This is a genomic window from Mucilaginibacter pocheonensis, from assembly GCF_031456535.1.
Taxonomy (GTDB): domain Bacteria; phylum Bacteroidota; class Bacteroidia; order Sphingobacteriales; family Sphingobacteriaceae; genus Mucilaginibacter; species Mucilaginibacter pocheonensis.
In genome coordinates this window covers 906076-922375 of record NZ_JAVDUU010000003.1, presented here as the reverse complement: position 1 = coordinate 922375, position 16300 = coordinate 906076, and the positions used below count along the sequence as shown (strand labels likewise).

At 43.1% G+C, this 16300-nt stretch carries 23 protein-coding genes; 20 read left to right on the top strand and 3 right to left on the bottom strand.

Annotated features, from left to right (window positions below):
• Position 1 precedes the first annotated feature (1 nt).
• The 19 genes from J2W55_RS17230 (at position 2) to J2W55_RS17140 (ending at position 14470) form a co-directional block, all read left to right on the top strand.
• The gene (locus J2W55_RS17230; protein ID WP_310098369.1) at positions 2 to 667 is read left to right on the top strand and encodes a hypothetical protein; all 666 of its coding nucleotides are present in this window, start codon (positions 2 to 4) and stop codon (positions 665 to 667) included.
• Positions 664 to 1326: a hypothetical protein gene (locus J2W55_RS17225; RefSeq protein ID WP_310098366.1), complete on the top strand. Its 663-nt coding sequence runs from the start codon at positions 664 to 666 to the stop codon at positions 1324 to 1326. The genes J2W55_RS17230 and J2W55_RS17225 overlap by 4 nt, the downstream gene beginning before the upstream one ends.
• Entirely contained in the window at positions 1323 to 1982 is a 660-nt protein-coding gene (locus J2W55_RS17220) for a hypothetical protein (RefSeq protein ID WP_310098364.1), read from the top strand. The genes J2W55_RS17225 and J2W55_RS17220 overlap by 4 nt, the downstream gene beginning before the upstream one ends.
• On the top strand, positions 1979 to 2758 hold the full coding sequence (locus J2W55_RS17215) for a hypothetical protein (RefSeq protein ID WP_310098362.1): 780 nt from the start codon (positions 1979 to 1981) through the stop codon (positions 2756 to 2758). Before J2W55_RS17220 ends, J2W55_RS17215 begins: the two co-directional genes overlap by 4 nt.
• Complete coding sequence (locus J2W55_RS17210) at positions 2755 to 3909, top strand: TraJ family protein (protein ID WP_310098360.1); 1155 nt, start codon at positions 2755 to 2757, stop codon at positions 3907 to 3909. Before J2W55_RS17215 ends, J2W55_RS17210 begins: the two co-directional genes overlap by 4 nt.
• A 65-nt stretch (positions 3910 to 3974) precedes the next feature.
• Positions 3975 to 4589, top strand: coding sequence for a conjugative transposon protein TraK (gene traK / locus J2W55_RS17205; protein ID WP_310098357.1), 615 nt, complete (start codon positions 3975 to 3977; stop codon positions 4587 to 4589).
• Entirely contained in the window at positions 4567 to 4971 is a 405-nt protein-coding gene (locus tag J2W55_RS17200; protein ID WP_310098356.1) for a hypothetical protein, read from the top strand. The genes traK and J2W55_RS17200 overlap by 23 nt, the downstream gene beginning before the upstream one ends.
• 5 nt (positions 4972 to 4976) lie before the next feature.
• Positions 4977 to 6122 (top strand): conjugative transposon protein TraM, encoded by a 1146-nt coding sequence (traM, locus tag J2W55_RS17195; protein ID WP_310098353.1) that lies wholly within the window; start codon positions 4977 to 4979, stop codon positions 6120 to 6122.
• 1 nt (position 6123) lies between these two features.
• Entirely contained in the window at positions 6124 to 6918 is a 795-nt protein-coding gene (locus J2W55_RS17190) for a DUF4138 domain-containing protein (RefSeq protein ID WP_310098350.1), read from the top strand.
• 11 nt (positions 6919 to 6929) lie between these two features.
• Positions 6930 to 8903: a type IV secretion system DNA-binding domain-containing protein gene (locus J2W55_RS17185; RefSeq protein ID WP_310098347.1), complete on the top strand. Its 1974-nt coding sequence runs from the start codon at positions 6930 to 6932 to the stop codon at positions 8901 to 8903.
• A gap of 21 nt (positions 8904 to 8924) precedes the next feature.
• Positions 8925 to 9335 (top strand): hypothetical protein, encoded by a 411-nt coding sequence (locus tag J2W55_RS17180; protein ID WP_310098344.1) that lies wholly within the window; start codon positions 8925 to 8927, stop codon positions 9333 to 9335.
• A complete protein-coding gene (locus J2W55_RS17175; RefSeq protein WP_310098339.1) occupies positions 9332 to 9769 on the top strand; it encodes a M23 family metallopeptidase in 438 nt (145 codons plus the stop codon). The genes J2W55_RS17180 and J2W55_RS17175 overlap by 4 nt, the downstream gene beginning before the upstream one ends.
• A complete protein-coding gene (locus tag J2W55_RS17170; protein ID WP_310098336.1) occupies positions 9753 to 10961 on the top strand; it encodes an ArdC family protein in 1209 nt (402 codons plus the stop codon). The genes J2W55_RS17175 and J2W55_RS17170 overlap by 17 nt, the downstream gene beginning before the upstream one ends.
• Before the next feature lies 1 nt (position 10962).
• On the top strand, positions 10963 to 11739 hold the full coding sequence (locus J2W55_RS17165) for a DUF4099 domain-containing protein (protein ID WP_310098333.1): 777 nt from the start codon (positions 10963 to 10965) through the stop codon (positions 11737 to 11739).
• Positions 11739 to 12344, top strand: a complete 606-nt coding sequence (locus J2W55_RS17160) for a hypothetical protein (RefSeq protein WP_310098330.1) — start codon at positions 11739 to 11741, stop codon at positions 12342 to 12344. Before J2W55_RS17165 ends, J2W55_RS17160 begins: the two co-directional genes overlap by 1 nt.
• The gene (locus J2W55_RS17155; RefSeq protein WP_310098327.1) at positions 12316 to 12774 is read left to right on the top strand and encodes a PH domain-containing protein; all 459 of its coding nucleotides are present in this window, start codon (positions 12316 to 12318) and stop codon (positions 12772 to 12774) included. Before J2W55_RS17160 ends, J2W55_RS17155 begins: the two co-directional genes overlap by 29 nt.
• Before the next feature lie 135 nt (positions 12775 to 12909).
• On the top strand, positions 12910 to 13212 hold the full coding sequence (locus tag J2W55_RS17150; RefSeq protein WP_310098323.1) for a hypothetical protein: 303 nt from the start codon (positions 12910 to 12912) through the stop codon (positions 13210 to 13212).
• Between the two features lie 177 nt (positions 13213 to 13389).
• Positions 13390 to 13950 (top strand): GNAT family N-acetyltransferase, encoded by a 561-nt coding sequence (locus tag J2W55_RS17145; RefSeq protein ID WP_310098320.1) that lies wholly within the window; start codon positions 13390 to 13392, stop codon positions 13948 to 13950.
• Between the two features lie 79 nt (positions 13951 to 14029).
• The gene (locus J2W55_RS17140; RefSeq protein WP_310098317.1) at positions 14030 to 14470 is read left to right on the top strand and encodes a hypothetical protein; all 441 of its coding nucleotides are present in this window, start codon (positions 14030 to 14032) and stop codon (positions 14468 to 14470) included.
• Here J2W55_RS17140 and J2W55_RS17135 read toward each other — a convergent pair.
• Together J2W55_RS17135 and J2W55_RS25780 are read right to left on the bottom strand one after the other, a co-directional pair.
• Positions 14467 to 14790: a hypothetical protein gene (locus J2W55_RS17135; protein ID WP_310098313.1), complete on the bottom strand. Its 324-nt coding sequence runs from the start codon at positions 14788 to 14790 to the stop codon at positions 14467 to 14469. The two genes, J2W55_RS17140 and J2W55_RS17135, sit on opposite strands and share 4 nt — an antisense overlap.
• A 142-nt stretch (positions 14791 to 14932) precedes the next feature.
• Complete coding sequence (locus tag J2W55_RS25780; RefSeq protein WP_374726371.1) at positions 14933 to 15175, bottom strand: restriction endonuclease; 243 nt, start codon at positions 15173 to 15175, stop codon at positions 14933 to 14935.
• 85 nt (positions 15176 to 15260) lie between these two features.
• Here J2W55_RS25780 and J2W55_RS17130 point away from each other — a divergent pair, with 85 nt between their 5' ends.
• Positions 15261 to 15482, top strand: coding sequence for a DUF6965 family protein (locus J2W55_RS17130; protein WP_310098310.1), 222 nt, complete (start codon positions 15261 to 15263; stop codon positions 15480 to 15482).
• Positions 15483 to 15494: 12 nt separating this feature from the next.
• On the opposite strand, the gene J2W55_RS17125 is transcribed toward J2W55_RS17130, so the two are convergent.
• Complete coding sequence (locus J2W55_RS17125; RefSeq protein ID WP_310098307.1) at positions 15495 to 16298, bottom strand: SOS response-associated peptidase; 804 nt, start codon at positions 16296 to 16298, stop codon at positions 15495 to 15497.
• Between the last annotated feature and the right edge of the window lie 2 nt (positions 16299 to 16300).

Here is a 16300-nt window from a genome sequence, read left to right as displayed (position 1 = left end):
TATGAAAAAATTAATTACCACCATGCTGGGCTGTATGCTGTTTGCAGCAGCCTGGGCTCAGGAAATTGTTGTTGACCCGGCTGTTTCCGGTGCCATTGCCGTAAGCGCGTCTACTATCAACGGACAATTAAATACAACTAATAATCGGTTAGACCTTATCCAGAAAGGCCAACTGGCAGTCACCGGCCAACTGGTCATAGTCAACAACATGCAGAACAAAATCTATCAAGGGCTTAGCCAGGTAGCATCTGTGATCAACAACCTAACCACGATTAAAGAGATAGCGGAATGCGGATCGGATATCGTTTCGGATGTGGAAAGTTCAATCAAGTTGGCGCAATCAGACCCTGTGTTATTGCTCTTTGCCGAACAGGGCGCTCGTGATTTCCAAACACGTGCGGCAACTTTAGCCGCAGATGTAAGCGCCTTTGTATTAAAGGGAGGCACCAGCAATCTCATGGACTCCGGTGAACGAGGCAAACTGCTAAATCATATCGCTACAGAAATGCGCATCCTTCGCGGTATTGCCTATGGTATGAACCGTGCCATGTATTGGGCGAAAATAGAGGGCATTTTTCGTTCACTTAATCCATGGGCTGAATGGCAGAATGAGGATGTGCGTATAGCCAATGATGTATTAACTAACGCTAAATATCTTAAACAATGAAAACTTTATTTCTGCTCGCCACTTTTCTTGGACTTTGCATGACTGCATTTGCCCAGCAAAAAACACTAGACATAGTTGGAATTCATCAATTAGTTTCTGAATCTCAATCCGAAAATAAGTTACAAGTGACCGCCAGAAACAAACAGGCTACTGTAAATGCCAATGAACAGGCTAACCTGACCATGCTTTCAAAACTTAAAACGACTTACAGAGATTTGCAACATCGCTACAACACGTTAGGTACGGCAATTAATTTGGCTGATATCGGAATTTACGCCAGTCCAATGGTTAGCCGAATAATTAGCAATCAAGCACAAATCATTCAGTTGGTACAGAAAAACCCAGCACTGCTGGCCATAGGATATCAATCAGAACTACAGTTTGTGGTGCAAGCAAAAGACCTGATGGGTTACGTCACTGGGTTAACTTTATCGTTGGGTGACGTTAATCAGATGAAAGCATCTGACCGTAAGATGCTTTTCGATTACGTGATATCGGAATTGAGCAACATCCAAAACCTATCCGGGAACATGTTGAGCATGATGCAATATTCCAGCCTTTCCTCATTGCTGAAAGCCGCCAACCCATTCCAAAACTTTATTGATGCTGATATGGATATCGGAAAAGACATTATTCAGAATGCAAAATACCTCAAATGAAAAAGTGGATATTTTGCCTGTTGCTTTACAATGGTATGGTACAGGCACAGCAATATGTGGTCGACCCCTGGCACTTCGCTGCCGTAACAGAGAATGCTGCCGTCAGAAGCAGTGCGGAAGCCACTCATGATCAGTATTTAGGAAAAATCAACAATAACGTATCTGATCTCAACACGAACGTAGGTTCCGTGGTATTAGCTCAAACCATCATTTATCAGTCTTTATCCAACGTAAATTCCGCATTAAAAGACGGGCTTGCCGTAAAAAACATGGCCGTGATCATTGCTGATATAACCAGTTACGTTCAACAGGCCTTATTGCTTGCTAAATCCGATCCGGCCTTGTTGCTGGTCGTAAGCAATATAACTTCCCAGATGCGGACGCGGGCGACCTTGCTGGTAACTGATGTTTCAGGATATATTCTCAAAGATGGGGACAATGTACTTGCAAACTATAGTGCAAGAGATGAACTGTTGCGCAAAGTCACCCAGCAACTTCAGATTATCGACGGTCTTGCTTACGGCACCTGGCGCGCTATGTACTGGGCAAAAGAACGCGGAATCATCAGTTCCCTTAACCCGTTTTCAGGGTTTATCAATCAGGATAAAGCCATCGTCTCACAGATCATTCAAAACGCTAAATATTTAAGACAATGAAAAGTATAATTTTATTGCCGCTGCTCATTTTGCAATGGGCCTGCGGATGCTATGCACAATCGGTTGTGCAAGACCAGAGTATTAGGTACCAGCAGGAACGCATGGTTTACCTGCAATGGGATCAAAATAAATTCACACCAAAAGCTGGCTTTCTCAGCCTAAACCCGTACTACTGGCTGACATGGGGGCTTTTTTATCCCAATTACCACAAAACAGACCTCCGGCCCCTGAGTGGCTCCGGGCCGCAAACCCAACGCCTCGCTTTGGTTGGGGCCTTAAATACTACTGATAATAAATACAAGCTGCAATCAGATACGATTAGAAATACGGCATTATCGGAGATAGCAAACCAATCCGGCCTACTTAGTGATGCAGATCCGTTATGGCTGCTTTATTATAAAAGCCAGCTTTCGCCGGTTATCAATAACTCAGCCGCCTCCATACTTTCGGGGCTTTCCCCGCAAGTTTCTGCAAAACTTGTTTCCGAAGGCCTTTACAGTTGGTACAAAAATGAACTGGATATGCTTAAACAGCGTATTGAAGCGGCCCATTCGACGGATATGGATCGCGGTGCGCGTATTCTTGCTTACCATAGATATCTTCTGGAATACAGACGACTTTCCGGTGTGTGGGCGATCCGGACATCTTCGGCGCAATCAACCCTTACCATGACAGCCCAGCAACAGCGGTTGAAAACCAATCAGGTTGATGTGCCTGACTGGACTCCTCATGCTGATATTGATATCGCTAACAAAGTTTTACAACATGTGCAATGAAAAGGAAAATCATATTATTCATGCTACTGTGCCTGTTAGCACCGGCAGCATTTGCACAAACGGCAAATATTGATAATACAAAGACCATCGAATTCCTTCAGGGTGATGGTGTTTATGACTATGGAGTCATGTACTTTCTAAAGGGATTAAAGGATTCGGTATGGACACATTTTGACTTGTTTATAAATGATGCAAAAGCACTTGCCGCCATATTTATGATTGTTTTTTTCGCTATAAAAAGCTACGAGATGATGGTTGGTGACAAGCAATTGGAGATTATGCCACTGATGAGACCCTTTGGCTTAGCAATGGTGATTCTTTGGTGGGGAACATTTGTTAAAGTAATTGCTTTCCCGACAGATGTGGTAACCAATCAGACAGAGCTAATGTTCAACAGCGAGCAAACAACCGTCAATAACCTTCGGCTAAATCGCGCTAACCTCATGCTTGCGGTAGCCAACTCTCTTTATACTTATCAAGCTCAAACACAAGTAGCCGAAAAAGAGAGCGACACATGGTACGGTCAGGCATGGGATTCGGTAACCAGTACGGTAAAACAGGGTATTAGTAGCGTGGTTTCTCCTTTGTTAGAGCTGAAAAACAGATTACAGGTAGGACTGCAATTACTCTTTACGCAAATGCTGGAATTGATTGGTATTTGGATATTAAGAATTGCGGTGTACGTTATTTTCATGATTCAAATTATTTACTCCACCATTTTGATCATACTCGGGCCATTTGCGGTTGCCGTAAGTATTTTGCCAGCCTTCAGGGATAGTTTTAGTACCTGGATCGCCCGTTTTGTCTCCGTAAACCTTTATAGCGGAATTGCTTATCTGATCATGTATTTAACTGGTTTGATGCAGGAGTATGCAATGACGTCCGAAATTAGTAAGTATAAAGAACTTGTTGGTGAAAACGGTTTAGATGCTAACTTGGAAAAAATGGCTGTGTTTGCCGGCAACGGCGTATTGTCTTTTGGAACCGTCATCATCGTATTCCTAATCGGTGCGATCTGCATGTTTACTGTACCCAGCATCTCCACTTGGATAATATCTACATCGGGTATTAGTTCCGCCACGTCTACTTTCGGCAGAAGCGCCGGAACTGTATTAGGGGTTGCGCGCCGCGCCTCCGGAAGTTTTATTTAGTCACCTCATCATTTAATCAAAGGGCTGCTTTCAAAAAAAGGCGGCCTTTTTTATTTCCAAACAATATGATTATTAAAAACATCGAAGCCAAGATCAGGCTTGCGACGGTCATTGCCATAGGCAGCCTGGTGACATCTTTAGTTATTGTTGGAATGAACTGCTTATATGCCTATAAGCTGGTTTCCAATGCACATAAGAATATTTATCTACTTGATAACAACGTGCCGATCCTTGCCCGTCAAACCGATATGCAAATGAACCGGCCGGCTGAATACCGCGCCCATATTGATCTATTTCATTCGCTTTTTTTCTCGTTGACGCCAGACGATAATTACATGGAATATCAAATGAAAAAGGCCATGTACCTGGTGGATGAATCAGGAATGCAGCAATACAATAACCTCAAAGAGAACGGTTTCTTTAATTCAATCCTGTCATCAAGTTCTGTGCTTACACTTCAAACCGACTCCATTGTGCTGGACATGCCAAGAAAGTATTTCAGGTACTACGGCAAGCTGAAAATAGACCGGCGCAGCTCAACGGTGATTCGCTCCCTGGTCACGGAGGGTAACCTGAAAGATATCCCACGTAGTGACAATAACCCACACGGCGCGCTGATCACCAATTGGAAAACACTCGAAAATAAAGACTTACAAGATGTGGAGAAAAATACATTCTAACCGCGATCCAAGGGATACGCTGTATTCAGAAGTACGCAAAGAGTTCGGCACTTATTTTTCCATTGCAGGTAATTTCTCAAAACGCTTACTTAACGCTCACCCCAAAATAATCCTGGGACTAATGATTGCGCTGATGCTGGCATCTGCCGCGCTGTCTTTTACAGTTTTCCGCCACCCGGAACCCAAAGCAATGCACGCGGAGAAACCGGTAAATCCGGTGGGCGATGGGTTTTCCAAGATCCTGCAAACAGCAGCAAAAATCAAAGAAGGCCTGCGTCTTAAAAAACTCATTGATAGTCTGAGCGCCAGGAACCAACTCTCATCAGCCGATAGTGTATTGCTTGAAAATGCGCTTGACAGCCTGCAACAAATTCAACACTAAATATCATGAAAATCAATTTTAAACAACCCAAATACATCCTGCCGTTGGTGTTGCTGCCGTTTTTCTGCCTATTTTATTATGCATGGCATAGCAGCTTCGATAAACCAAAACAGGAAACTACTCCGAAAGTGGGCCTAAACCCGAGCGTGGGAAACGTATCGAATGATGTTCGTAAACGGCAACTTGCTGATAAACTGGATGCCTTTAGAAATACCTACAAAGAGGCCGATGGTAATTCCGCGGTCGGTGTAATACCAAAAGAATCGACCAGTAATCCGGCTTACCATAATGATTACTCCGAGCAGCAGAAAAAGATGCTGGATTCCATCGCGGCAAAAGCGAAATCACACGAGGTGGAGGACGGTACTATGAACCGTGAACGGCAGCTGGCAAAGATCATTAATGCAAAAGCGCCACCGGGCCAAAGAAACCAGACGCCACCTGAGCCGCATGAAAAAGACCCTATGGAAGTTTTCAAGCAGCAAATGGCGGTTATGGATAGTATCAATAAAGCCAATGATCCTGCCTATAAAGCTGAAAAGCAAAAGCGGGATGCCGCTGAAAAAATCGCGAAAGCAAAAGCGTCGCAAATTAAGTTTACCGTCGTCAGAGCCGGCCAGCCTTCAGCCGATTTTAATACCGTTTTGCCGGAAAAACGACAAGATTTCATCAGCGCGGTTATCGATGAAAATATTACCGGTTACGCAGGTTCACGCTTGCGGCTGAAATTATTAGAGGATATCAAAGCCGGAGATATCCTGATACAGAAAGGCACCTATCTTTTTGCCCAGATCAGCGGCTTTTCCGAGCAGCGGGTAACCTTGTCCATCACTTCAATTCTTTACGAGAGTAAAATATTGCCTGTAAAATTGGAAGTCTACGACCTGGATGGTATGCCGGGCCTGTATGTTCCGGCTTCATCATTTCGGGAGTTCACTAAGGATTTGGGCAGCAATACCGTGCAAGGTGTCACTATTGATGGCAGCTCTAACGGCAGCCAGTTCCTGATGAGTACAGTTGACAAAGTATTCCAGTCAACTTCTTCCGCTATTGCTGACCTGATCCGGAAAAATAAAGCCAAGCTCAAATACAATTCTTACATCTATCTCATCGATTCCGATGCATTACAAAACGCTCAAAAAAAATATTAATATGAAAAAGTTACTGCCATACCTGTTCCTGCTTTTTGCTGCCTTTGCGCATGCCCAAGACAAACTGCCGGTTGTTTATTTACCGGAAAATTTAACTATCCATTTTATCTCACCTGAACCTGTTCAGTACGTGGATATATCGGATAAAAACCTCATTGGTGATTTACCCCTTAAAAATGTACTGCGTATTAAGCTGAAAGATTCCCTTAAAACGTTTACCGGTTCGGTGATTACCATCGCCGGGGAAAAATACATTGCACAGTATCAATTATTGCCTGGTTATCCCGGTGTGCCGACAGAAATAAATATCAATCCGGCAGATACCCGCCCGTTGGATATCTCCGGGATCGGGCTTTCGCAAAATCAGCTCAAACTTCTTTGCCTGAAACTCTATACCGAAGGCGCTGAAAAGAAGCTTGATAAGGTGAAAGCTTTTGGCCTCAAAGGGCAGGTCAATCACATTGCCACTTTGGGAGACTATATATTTTTAGACATCGCCTTCAAAAACAAAACCAACCTCAAATATGATATTGAGGATTTCCGGTTCAAGATCGACGATAAAAAGGTAACGAAAGCCAGCAACATTCAATCGGTTGAAATCAACCCGCTGTTCGTGTTGTCCGGCGTGCCATCCTTTTCCAAATATTACCGCAACGTTTTTGTATTTAAAAAAATGTCTTTTCCCGGCAACAAGGTGCTGCGCGCCGAACTCAGCGAACAGCAAATTTCCGGACGGGTGGTAACGCTATCTATTAACTACAAAGATTTGCTTGGGGCAGACACCATTGACTTTTAAAGCAACGATTTATGGAAGAAACCCGTGAACAGCAGAAGTTGCATGGGTTCATGCAAGCTGCTATATACCTATCTGTTCTGCTTGAAGTCGTCATCTTCGTTTACCGCAAAGCCCCTTTTTGGGGCTTTTTTTTTACCCCGTTAGATAAGATCTCACATATAGCTATTTATGATAGCCTGGTTTACAGCAAACTCGCCACGATGACGCTCATGTGCCTGGTTAGTATTGGTACGCTGGCAAAAAAAGAAAAAGACCTCAACCCCAAAAAACACATTGTTTATCCGCTAAGCCTGGGTCTTTTCCTGTTTTTCGGCAGCATCATTTTACAGGGTCGTCCTTCAACTTTGGCTTTTGCCTATACATCATGGTTTAACCTGGCCTATATCGTTTCTTCATTCGTCGGTGCTTTGATGACCAGTTTGGCCATGGATAACATTTCCAAGTTAATCCGGTCCGGACTTGGTAAGGACAAATGGAATACGGAAGCAGAAAGCTTTATGCAACCGTTGAAAAAAGTAGAAACACCTTATTCGGTCAATATTCCTATGCTTTTCTACTTCAATAAAAAAGTAAGGCAAGGCTGGCTGAATATACCCGTGCTGAGAGCGTCTATGGTAATCGGAGTGCCGGGTAGTGGGAAGAGTTTTAGCATTGTAAATCCCTTTATCCGCCAGCTGATCGGTGAAAAGGAGTTCGCGGTATGCCTATATGATTTCAAGTTCCCGGACTTGGGCAATATCGCTTACTACCACTACCTGCTGGCTAAAAGCAAGGGCAAACTCAAAAATTTTACTTTTCATGTGCTTAATCTTAATGAGATTGAAAAAAGCAGGCGTATTAATCCCTGGCGTGCAGATTATATCCGCTCACTGGCAGATGCAGCGGAGACTGCCGAGGGTCTGGTCGAAGCCTTAAAAAAGGGAGACCGTTCTGGCGGCAGCGATCAGTTCTTTACGCAGTCTGCTATCAATTTCCTGGCATCCTGCATTTATTTTCTAAGCAAATATAATGGCGGTAAGTACTGTAGCCTTCCACATGTGCTCGCACTGCTGAATCGCTCGTACGAAGAAATATTTACCGCCCTGATTTCAGAGCCGGAACTCAAATCATTGCTATCACCATTTATGACCGCCTATGAAGCAAAGGCGTTTGACCAGTTAGAGGGACAGGTTGGTACACTCAAGATTTTTATCAGCAGACTTGCCACAAAAGAGACTTTTTGGGTGTTTAGTGGCGATGATTTTGAACTGAAAATATCCTCAAAAGAAAAGCCCGGCATACTGGTACTGGCAAACGATCCTAGTACGCAAAATATAAATTCGGCCTGCTATTCGATCGTTATTAACCGTCTCACCAAACTCATCAACAACAAAGGTAATCTCCCCTCAGCGCTGATCGTTGACGAAGTGCCCACGTTGTTCGTTCATAAAATAGAAAACCTGATTGCGACCGCCAGAAGTAACAAGGTAGCGGTGCTTTTGGGCCTTCAGGAACTACCTCAGTTCAACCAGCAATATGGTAAAGACACGGCAGCAACCATCACTGCGGTTATAGGCAATGTTTTATCCGGCTCTGTTAGAAATAAGGAAACACTGGAATGGCTGGAACGCTTATTCGGTAAGTCCAAGCAACTCGGTGAAGGCCTTTCCATTGATCGCAACAAAACTTCTACTTCACTGAATGAAAAGCTGGAGGTGCTGATACCCGCGGGCAAAATCGCATCACTCAATGCTGGAGAAATGGTCGGCGTACTGGCAACAGATACACAGGAAAACTATACCGGCCAGTTTCAAACATCGGCAGTGAATTGTCGGGTATCGCTTGACCTGAAAGAAATCGCTAAAGAGGAAAAAGCATATCGGCCATTACCAACCTTCTACAATTTCGGAGATAAAAGAGATGAAATCCTGCGGCAGAACTTTTCCCGGATCAGCCTGGAAATTCAGCAAATGGTTAGCCATTTCCGCCCATCATCCGCACAGTAAAAATCATTAAATCTTAAAATCATGAATAATGAAAATCTCAATGGTACGCTCGTGCTCGTGCGACCAGATTTAACCATCGACCCTGCAAACGGCCAGGGAAACGTTGCCATTGTGACCTATGACCGTCAGCAATCAAAAGAAGTGTATGTGGCCTTTAACAATGGGAAGGAAGGCATTTACCCACCAGAGTCTTTACTAAAGTTAAAGGATAAAAATACCATTCTGAGTGATATAACGGCCAATGGTTCCACTATGCCTCTTGATCATTTTAAGGATTTATATAAGATCAGTTTGCTTTTAGACAGAGGGACGAGTACTGCACAATGGCAGGCACTTGAAATAGCAAGCCATAACCCCGCGATATGGGATAAAGCCATGCAGCCAGCAAAAACCGTAGAAAAACAGGCACTCGAAAAAGCTTACTCCCGATGAAGACGATCATCGCTTTAAGTATCGTTTGTCTGCCGCTAAAATTACTGACAGTTACTTCACCATTTGGTTACCGCATCAACCCAATTAGCGGAAAAATAGAGTTCCACAACGGAGTTGACCTAAGAGCGAAATACGATACGGTCTATGCAGTGCTTAACGGTATCGTCCGGTCTGAATGCTACAATTCCTCTTTTGGAATGGCCATCAGCCTGCAAAATGGAGAAATCACTTCTATATACGGTCATTTAGACAAATTCCTGGTCAACGCGCAGGATTCTGTAAGAGCCGGCCAACCTATCGCCATTAGTGGCTCAACAGGTCGTTTGACCGCAGCACACCTGCATTTCAGCGTCCGATATCAAAATCGATACATCAATCCATTGAATTTTTTATACGAAATATTAAAAACTACAAATCATGAGCAAAAACTTTAAACCCTTACATGAGCAAATTGCTAATAAGCTCATCGCAGAATTGAAGGAAGGCACGTCGCCATTTCAAAAACCATGGAACGACTCGGATGCGCCGGCATTCACCATTCCTGTAAACCCGACTACTAATAAAAATTACAGGGGTATGAATGCCCTTTGGCTTTCCATGCAGGGACATCAGGACCCGCGCTGGATGACGCTCAAGCAGGCGGATTACGCGGGATTCACAGTAGAGAAAGGTGCCAAGGCCACGTTGATCAACTTCGTTAAAACCTCCAATATGGAAGCCATGCGGGATGTGAACGGCGATAAAATTAAAGATGAAAATGGTCAAACCCAGACACGTGTGACCGCTTTGGATAAGCCAATTATCACCAATGCCTGGGTGTTCAATGCGGAACAAATCAAAGGGTTGCCGCCATTGGACGAATATCTAGCTCAAAACCGTTCTGAGCAGAAATGGACGCCTATTGAAAAAGCTGAAAGCTTACTGGTAGCGAGCGGAGCCAAGATTAATCACGGCGGGAATGAGGCCTATTACAACAAGACCAGAGATGCCATTCAGCTGCCGCTTAAAGAACAGTTCGATAACGAAACAAAATACTATGCTGTTGCCCTCCACGAACTGGGACATTGGACAGGACATGAAAGTCGCCTGAACAGACCAATGGAAGGCCGGTTTGGCTCAGAACAATATGCCCGCGAAGAATTACGCGCGGAGATAGCCTCCCTAATGATTGGCAGCGAGTTAAAGATCGGCCATAATTTCGGACAGCACGCAGCTTACGTTAACAGTTGGGTGAAAATTTTAAAGGATGAGCCATTTGAACTGTTCCGTGCCTCTGCCGATGCACAAAAGATCTATGACTTTGTGCTTGATCTCGGTGAAAAACGCGATCTAAAACAAGGCAATACCACTGGGGACGAAATTAAAACCCAGGAAAAAAGTGGCGAAGTCGCAACGCTGGCCAAAGGTGACGAAATAGCCTATAACAACAATGTTTACAAGGTGCTTGACCTGAAGGGTAAAACCTTCAAAATGGAGGATATGGAAGGCAACAAGTTTAACCTGAAACAAACAGATGGCCTATTTAAATCCCTTGTAAGCGCAAAAAACAATCCCGCTGAGCAGCAATTAATAGCTGAGGAAGTAGGTGAAACGGTAACTGTAACACGTAATAAAATCGGCAGATAAGATGGATATCATACACTATAACGAAAAGATGCTTCCAATGCAGGATTTGGAAACTATCGGCCTTGCATCCGGCGGTCAGTTGCTGCTGAATGTAGACGACCTCAAAGCCTTGTTATCGGGCCGTCGCACAGGATTGATGCAGCTGCAAAACCTCGAAGCAGAGAACATCAAAATTAAATCTATGGATGCCAAAGTTTCATTAAAGGCGGACGAAAACGGCAAAATCAACTTGCTGATACATCCTGTTTATAAGAAGCCTGCTACGCCATCTTTCCTGGATGATAATGAGGCACAAAAACTCGAAAAAGGCGAAGTTGCTAATTATCTCAAAACTACCACTGATGATAAAGGCAATAAAAAAGAACTATTGGTTGAGTATGACGCGGAAACCCGTGAGTTTATCGTTTCGGACACCGAAAAGATCCTGGCTCCAGATATGGTCAACCTCCAGTTTTTGACCGCCGCACAAAAGGAAAATTACCGTAAGGGTAAAGAGGTAACATTACCTGATAAAACCACGTTTGGCTTTTCAGCTACTGATACACATGGTATCCGGGCAAATAAGTTAGCCCTGGTTGCTTCGATACTGATCGACGGCGGTTTAACCTATGTGGTTTATAAAGGACTAAATATGCTGTTCAATCAAAAACGAAACGAAGTTGAGGCTGCTAAGTTAAGTCCGGGTTACTACCATGCCGTTCAGGACGCCGCTGAAAGTCAAAATTCACACGTGCCTAATCAGATGAACCGGACGTACACCCGTGGTGGTTCACGCTGATGAATGATTATTTAACCAGCCTCGGGGTTCCTCCAAAAGTTCAGCGATTTTTTGCTGTGGAGGAACCCATTTTTGATTTCGGCAATGAATCCGAATATTTCAGCGAAAATATTCATCGTGTACCTGTAACCAACAATTTATGGATGGCAGGAGATCAGTTTGCCAGACAGGTTATCATTACTTTCTCAGCAGTGGAAGCCATAGCTCTTTTAACACTGAATCAAACTACCTACCCAAACTTTAATGACCTGCTATTTATCGCGACAGGTGCAAGGATAAGCAATGCGCAGTTGAATTGGATACGCCTGAACCTAAAAGGCCGTGAGTTTACTTTGGCGTTTGGTGACGAATTGATAGGTAGAATCACCGACATCAAAGTTGCCACCGCTATAAGGAACAAAGCGGTAAAGCTGACATTTCAGGAAGGCAATGTTATTGCCTGGCTGAAAGAAAAAAAAACAGTTTTTGAAGAGGATAAGCTAAGCCTGCACGCTTTTGAAACTGCGCTGGGCGTTCGCACAATGATCCGAACCTGTAAACCACTCAATCAATTAACCTTTTTAGACGAATTAAAATATGAATCATCAAGACGATATCACGCTTAAACCTTCTGTGATTTTTTCCTTCATAAAGGTACTGCCATTGCTGGCTTTGGCATTGACGTTTCTTTTTTTAGCCTGGAAGCTTTCGCCGTATTTCATTGTTTTCGGAATAGCCGTTACCGGCTTCGCCTGGTACCGAATACTGTTTTTGAGAAACTTTGAGTACCTGATCGGCAAAGAATATATCAAGATAAGCAGAGGTATATTTTTTAAGCGGATTGATCAGGTAGAAATGTACAGGGTAAAGGACTATATAGTAACACAATCTTTTATTCTGCAAATATTTCGGTTAATGGATGTTACGCTCAAAAGTACAGATCCTGAAAACCCGGTGATTTGGCTGCGGGGTATTCCATTATCTGACATTATTGAAACGATACGGGAGCGCGTTCAGGAGGCCAGGAAAATCAACAAGATTGTTGAATTGAATTAAAATTTAGGTGATGTCCCATTTTTTCAAAAGACTGTACATTATCTTTACGGTAAGTCAATTTTTCACTATAAAAAATGTCAAAAAATGTTTGATTTAAGCTAATATTCTTAGTAACTTTAAGTTCATATTTACACCATGAAAGCCATCGTTAGAAATTTTCTGCTTGCGTGCCTGATCTCCACTTTTGCCTTTTTTGGCATTTTGGGAGCAAGTAACGCGCATCAAAAGTTAGATGTAAAATTGCCAGTGAAAGAACGAACTATTAGAGAAGCAGAAGTTAGAAAACAAACATTTACTTTGTTTGGTGTTATAGGATTGACATGGGTGTTATGCTTTTGGCGTTGCGGGGTGATCAATCGTCGCCTGAATGAGGAGCGTCTGTACAAACAACGTTTTAATGAATACATGAGGGCTAATGCTTTTAATCGTCAATATTGACATTCACGTTAAAATTATTTTGCTATTTTGCACCATCAAAAGCGGATATCTTCATCCGTTTTATTGTGATAAGGTTTAGGTTAAAGCCCCCCAGCAGCAAGTGCAAGGGGGCTTTTATTTTATCATTTTTGCTTATTGTCGTTGCGATTAAACTACATTATGCTTTACCTTAGCCCTATGTTAGCGCCGGTACTTCTTGAAAACGAAACCTTAATTATCCAATCTTTTGATGCGACAGATTTTAAACGCTGGTCTAACATGGTTGACGATATTTTCGCGCTGCTTTCAGACGACCAAACCCTAAAGTATTTACCATTTAAACGGCTATACTCCCGCACCGAGGCCGATGCCTGGTTGAAAAATGCGCTCATTAGTTTGCACTGCGGACGAAATTATTTGCATTTTATTCGTACTAAAAGTAATGATCGCATCATTGGTCTTATCGATGTTATTTCTCCGAACTTAGCCAAAGAACATTACCGACTTCAGAAATATCCTTACTTTATTGAGTTTTGCATCAAAACTGAATATTCTCAGAAAAAGTTGATGTCGTCGTTATTACCGGAGTTTCTCGATTGTCTGCGTAATCAGCAAATCGGCGAAATTGCAGCGGTGATTAACCGGCAAAATATTGCCGCACAAAAGGTTCTTAGCCGTTCAGGATTCAGTTACGCTAGATTTTTTGACGATACACAGGACGTTTACCAGTTCTCTGCAAAACAGGTCCGGGTAGCATGATCCATCATTCCATTTGGTATACTGGCGTTGAAAAATATTTGGATATTCTCTAAATTTGAATAAACCAAAATGAAAAACTATGGGCTTTCTGTCATTCATATCCAGATTGCTGGGCCTTGGCCGCCGTTGGAATGGTTCACCTGAACAGTATTTAGCGATGGTTCAGTACATGGCCAAGAAGAACAATCCTAATTATAACCTTCAGGAGTTTTTGCAGTGGGGCGAAGTCATGCAAAAAGTAATGAAGGTCAATTTGAAGCCTTATAAGGATTTCAGGGACTTGCTTGAAAAAGGTACGCCTGATTATTCTATGGTAGAAAAACTGGACGGAAAGCTATCGGAATTACAACAACGACGGGAGCTAAAGCAGGCGATCTATGGCTCCAACGCGAATCTCGGCGAAGATGATGTGATGAACAGTCAATCCGAAGGCGCCGTTTTTGCCCGCAATCTGGTTAAAGATCTTTCGCAGCATGTTCGGTTTTCCGATGAAGACCAAAAAACTATTGACAAACTCTAAATTTCATGGTACATCAGCTGGTAATGGCGCAACGATTTTTCTGCATTATCAGCAATAAAATCAAAGTAATCCCTGTCGTTATTGAGCGTAATATAGCCGGTGATTAGAAAGCTGTCATCCAGCACCGGCAATATCTCGGGGTAGTTCCGCTTCCTGAAGTTGCTCTCATCACCTGGGCCCAAACGAATAAATGGATTATATGCACGATTCAATAGTAAATGCGTATCCCAATCAAGTTTGCCATTTTTAGGCTGCTTCCCACCAATCATTTCCCAATAAGGAAAAAGGCGATCCGCCACAGGCATGAATTTCCGCGCCATGCCTACCTGCCATTTTTTATAAAACCTTTCTTCTAATTCTTCCAGGGATACTAACTTGACATTGGTTTTTTCAGCGGCCTCGTAGCTGCCTTTTTGAAAACCATTTTTGGAAACAATGAACCCAAAATTCGCCCCGGCGTCATTAATGACTGAACGAAATGATAGTTTCTTGATTAACAGGTTTATTCCAAAATTTACACTCGATTAAGAAAGTTGTTCCGTATTCACTGGTATGATCATGGACATAAACATCGATTTCCTTTTGACCTCTGACTAAATCGATAACCGTGGAAACCTTAACGGTATACCCGACTTCGGTAAAAAGTTGCCCAACCATATCCTGAAGGTCCTGCCATGTAGATGGCTTTGAATTAAAAATCTGCATTGTTTGGTAAGGTTTGTCGGTATGCTTTAAATGTCATAATGAGATTGCGTGAGACGGTAAAGTTAGTAATTACTATGTTTGCAACATGACAGATCAGGAGTTGATAGCATACTTTGAGACGGCCGTTTTACCAGAGGTGCTACGAATTAACCGGGCAATTACCCAATACAATGTAAAAGAAGCAGTGGAGCGGAATCTGGAACTGATGCAAAACGATCCCAAGAATGTACATGCAAGGCATCGGTTGAGTGAAATTAAAAATGCACTTGAACATCCATATGACGGGCCTGAAATACCGAAACTTTGATCGTTTAATTCACTAAAAGAGGCTCTTCTGTTCCGCCGGAGGCTCTTCCTGACCGTAAACAGGCAATTTTTTACCCCAGTCATAATAAGCGTCCGGTACTATACCTTCCGGTTTTGGCTTACGGCTGCGAATGGAATATACCGGGTAATGCGCAATAGCATCTGATGGCATTTCAAAATGAAAAAACTCATCCATGTCATCATCACTCAGATCATCCAGTACCCAGGCCTGTTCCATTTCGGGCGTGAGGAACAGCGGCATACGATGCTTATTGTCCCCTGAATTATGTATCCACTGCATTTTTTCGTTGGCATGCCTGGTGATCATCGTGAATGATGCGAAATTGTATAGATCGCCGGTATACTGATCAACTTCCTGGCTGACCTGATAAAGTGCAGGCACATAAAATCCTTTGCGGCCTTCAAGGCTGATATGGTAAGGGATTTTATTCTTAAAGCCTTTTACTTCCCGGTGCTCATAAATACCGGTAACCGGAATCAGACAGCGGTTTTTACGTATTCTATACCAGTAGGATTTTTTGTCATCTATAATTCTTTCTGAACGTGCGTTGACCATATTGGACCGTTGCTTTTGCCTTTCACTCGGATCATCAATCCAGGTATTTACAACTCCCCAGCTCATATTTGCAAGCACCAGAGCTTTGCGGTTAACTACTATGGGGTGGGTTGGCAGTACCTCGCAAGTTACATGTACCATATCATTAGGATAATGCGCCAGACTGGGAGCCAGTTGAATGCCTTTGAAATCCTGCGTGACGATCTGTATTTCTGAATGAAAGCTGATATCTCTGCACATAA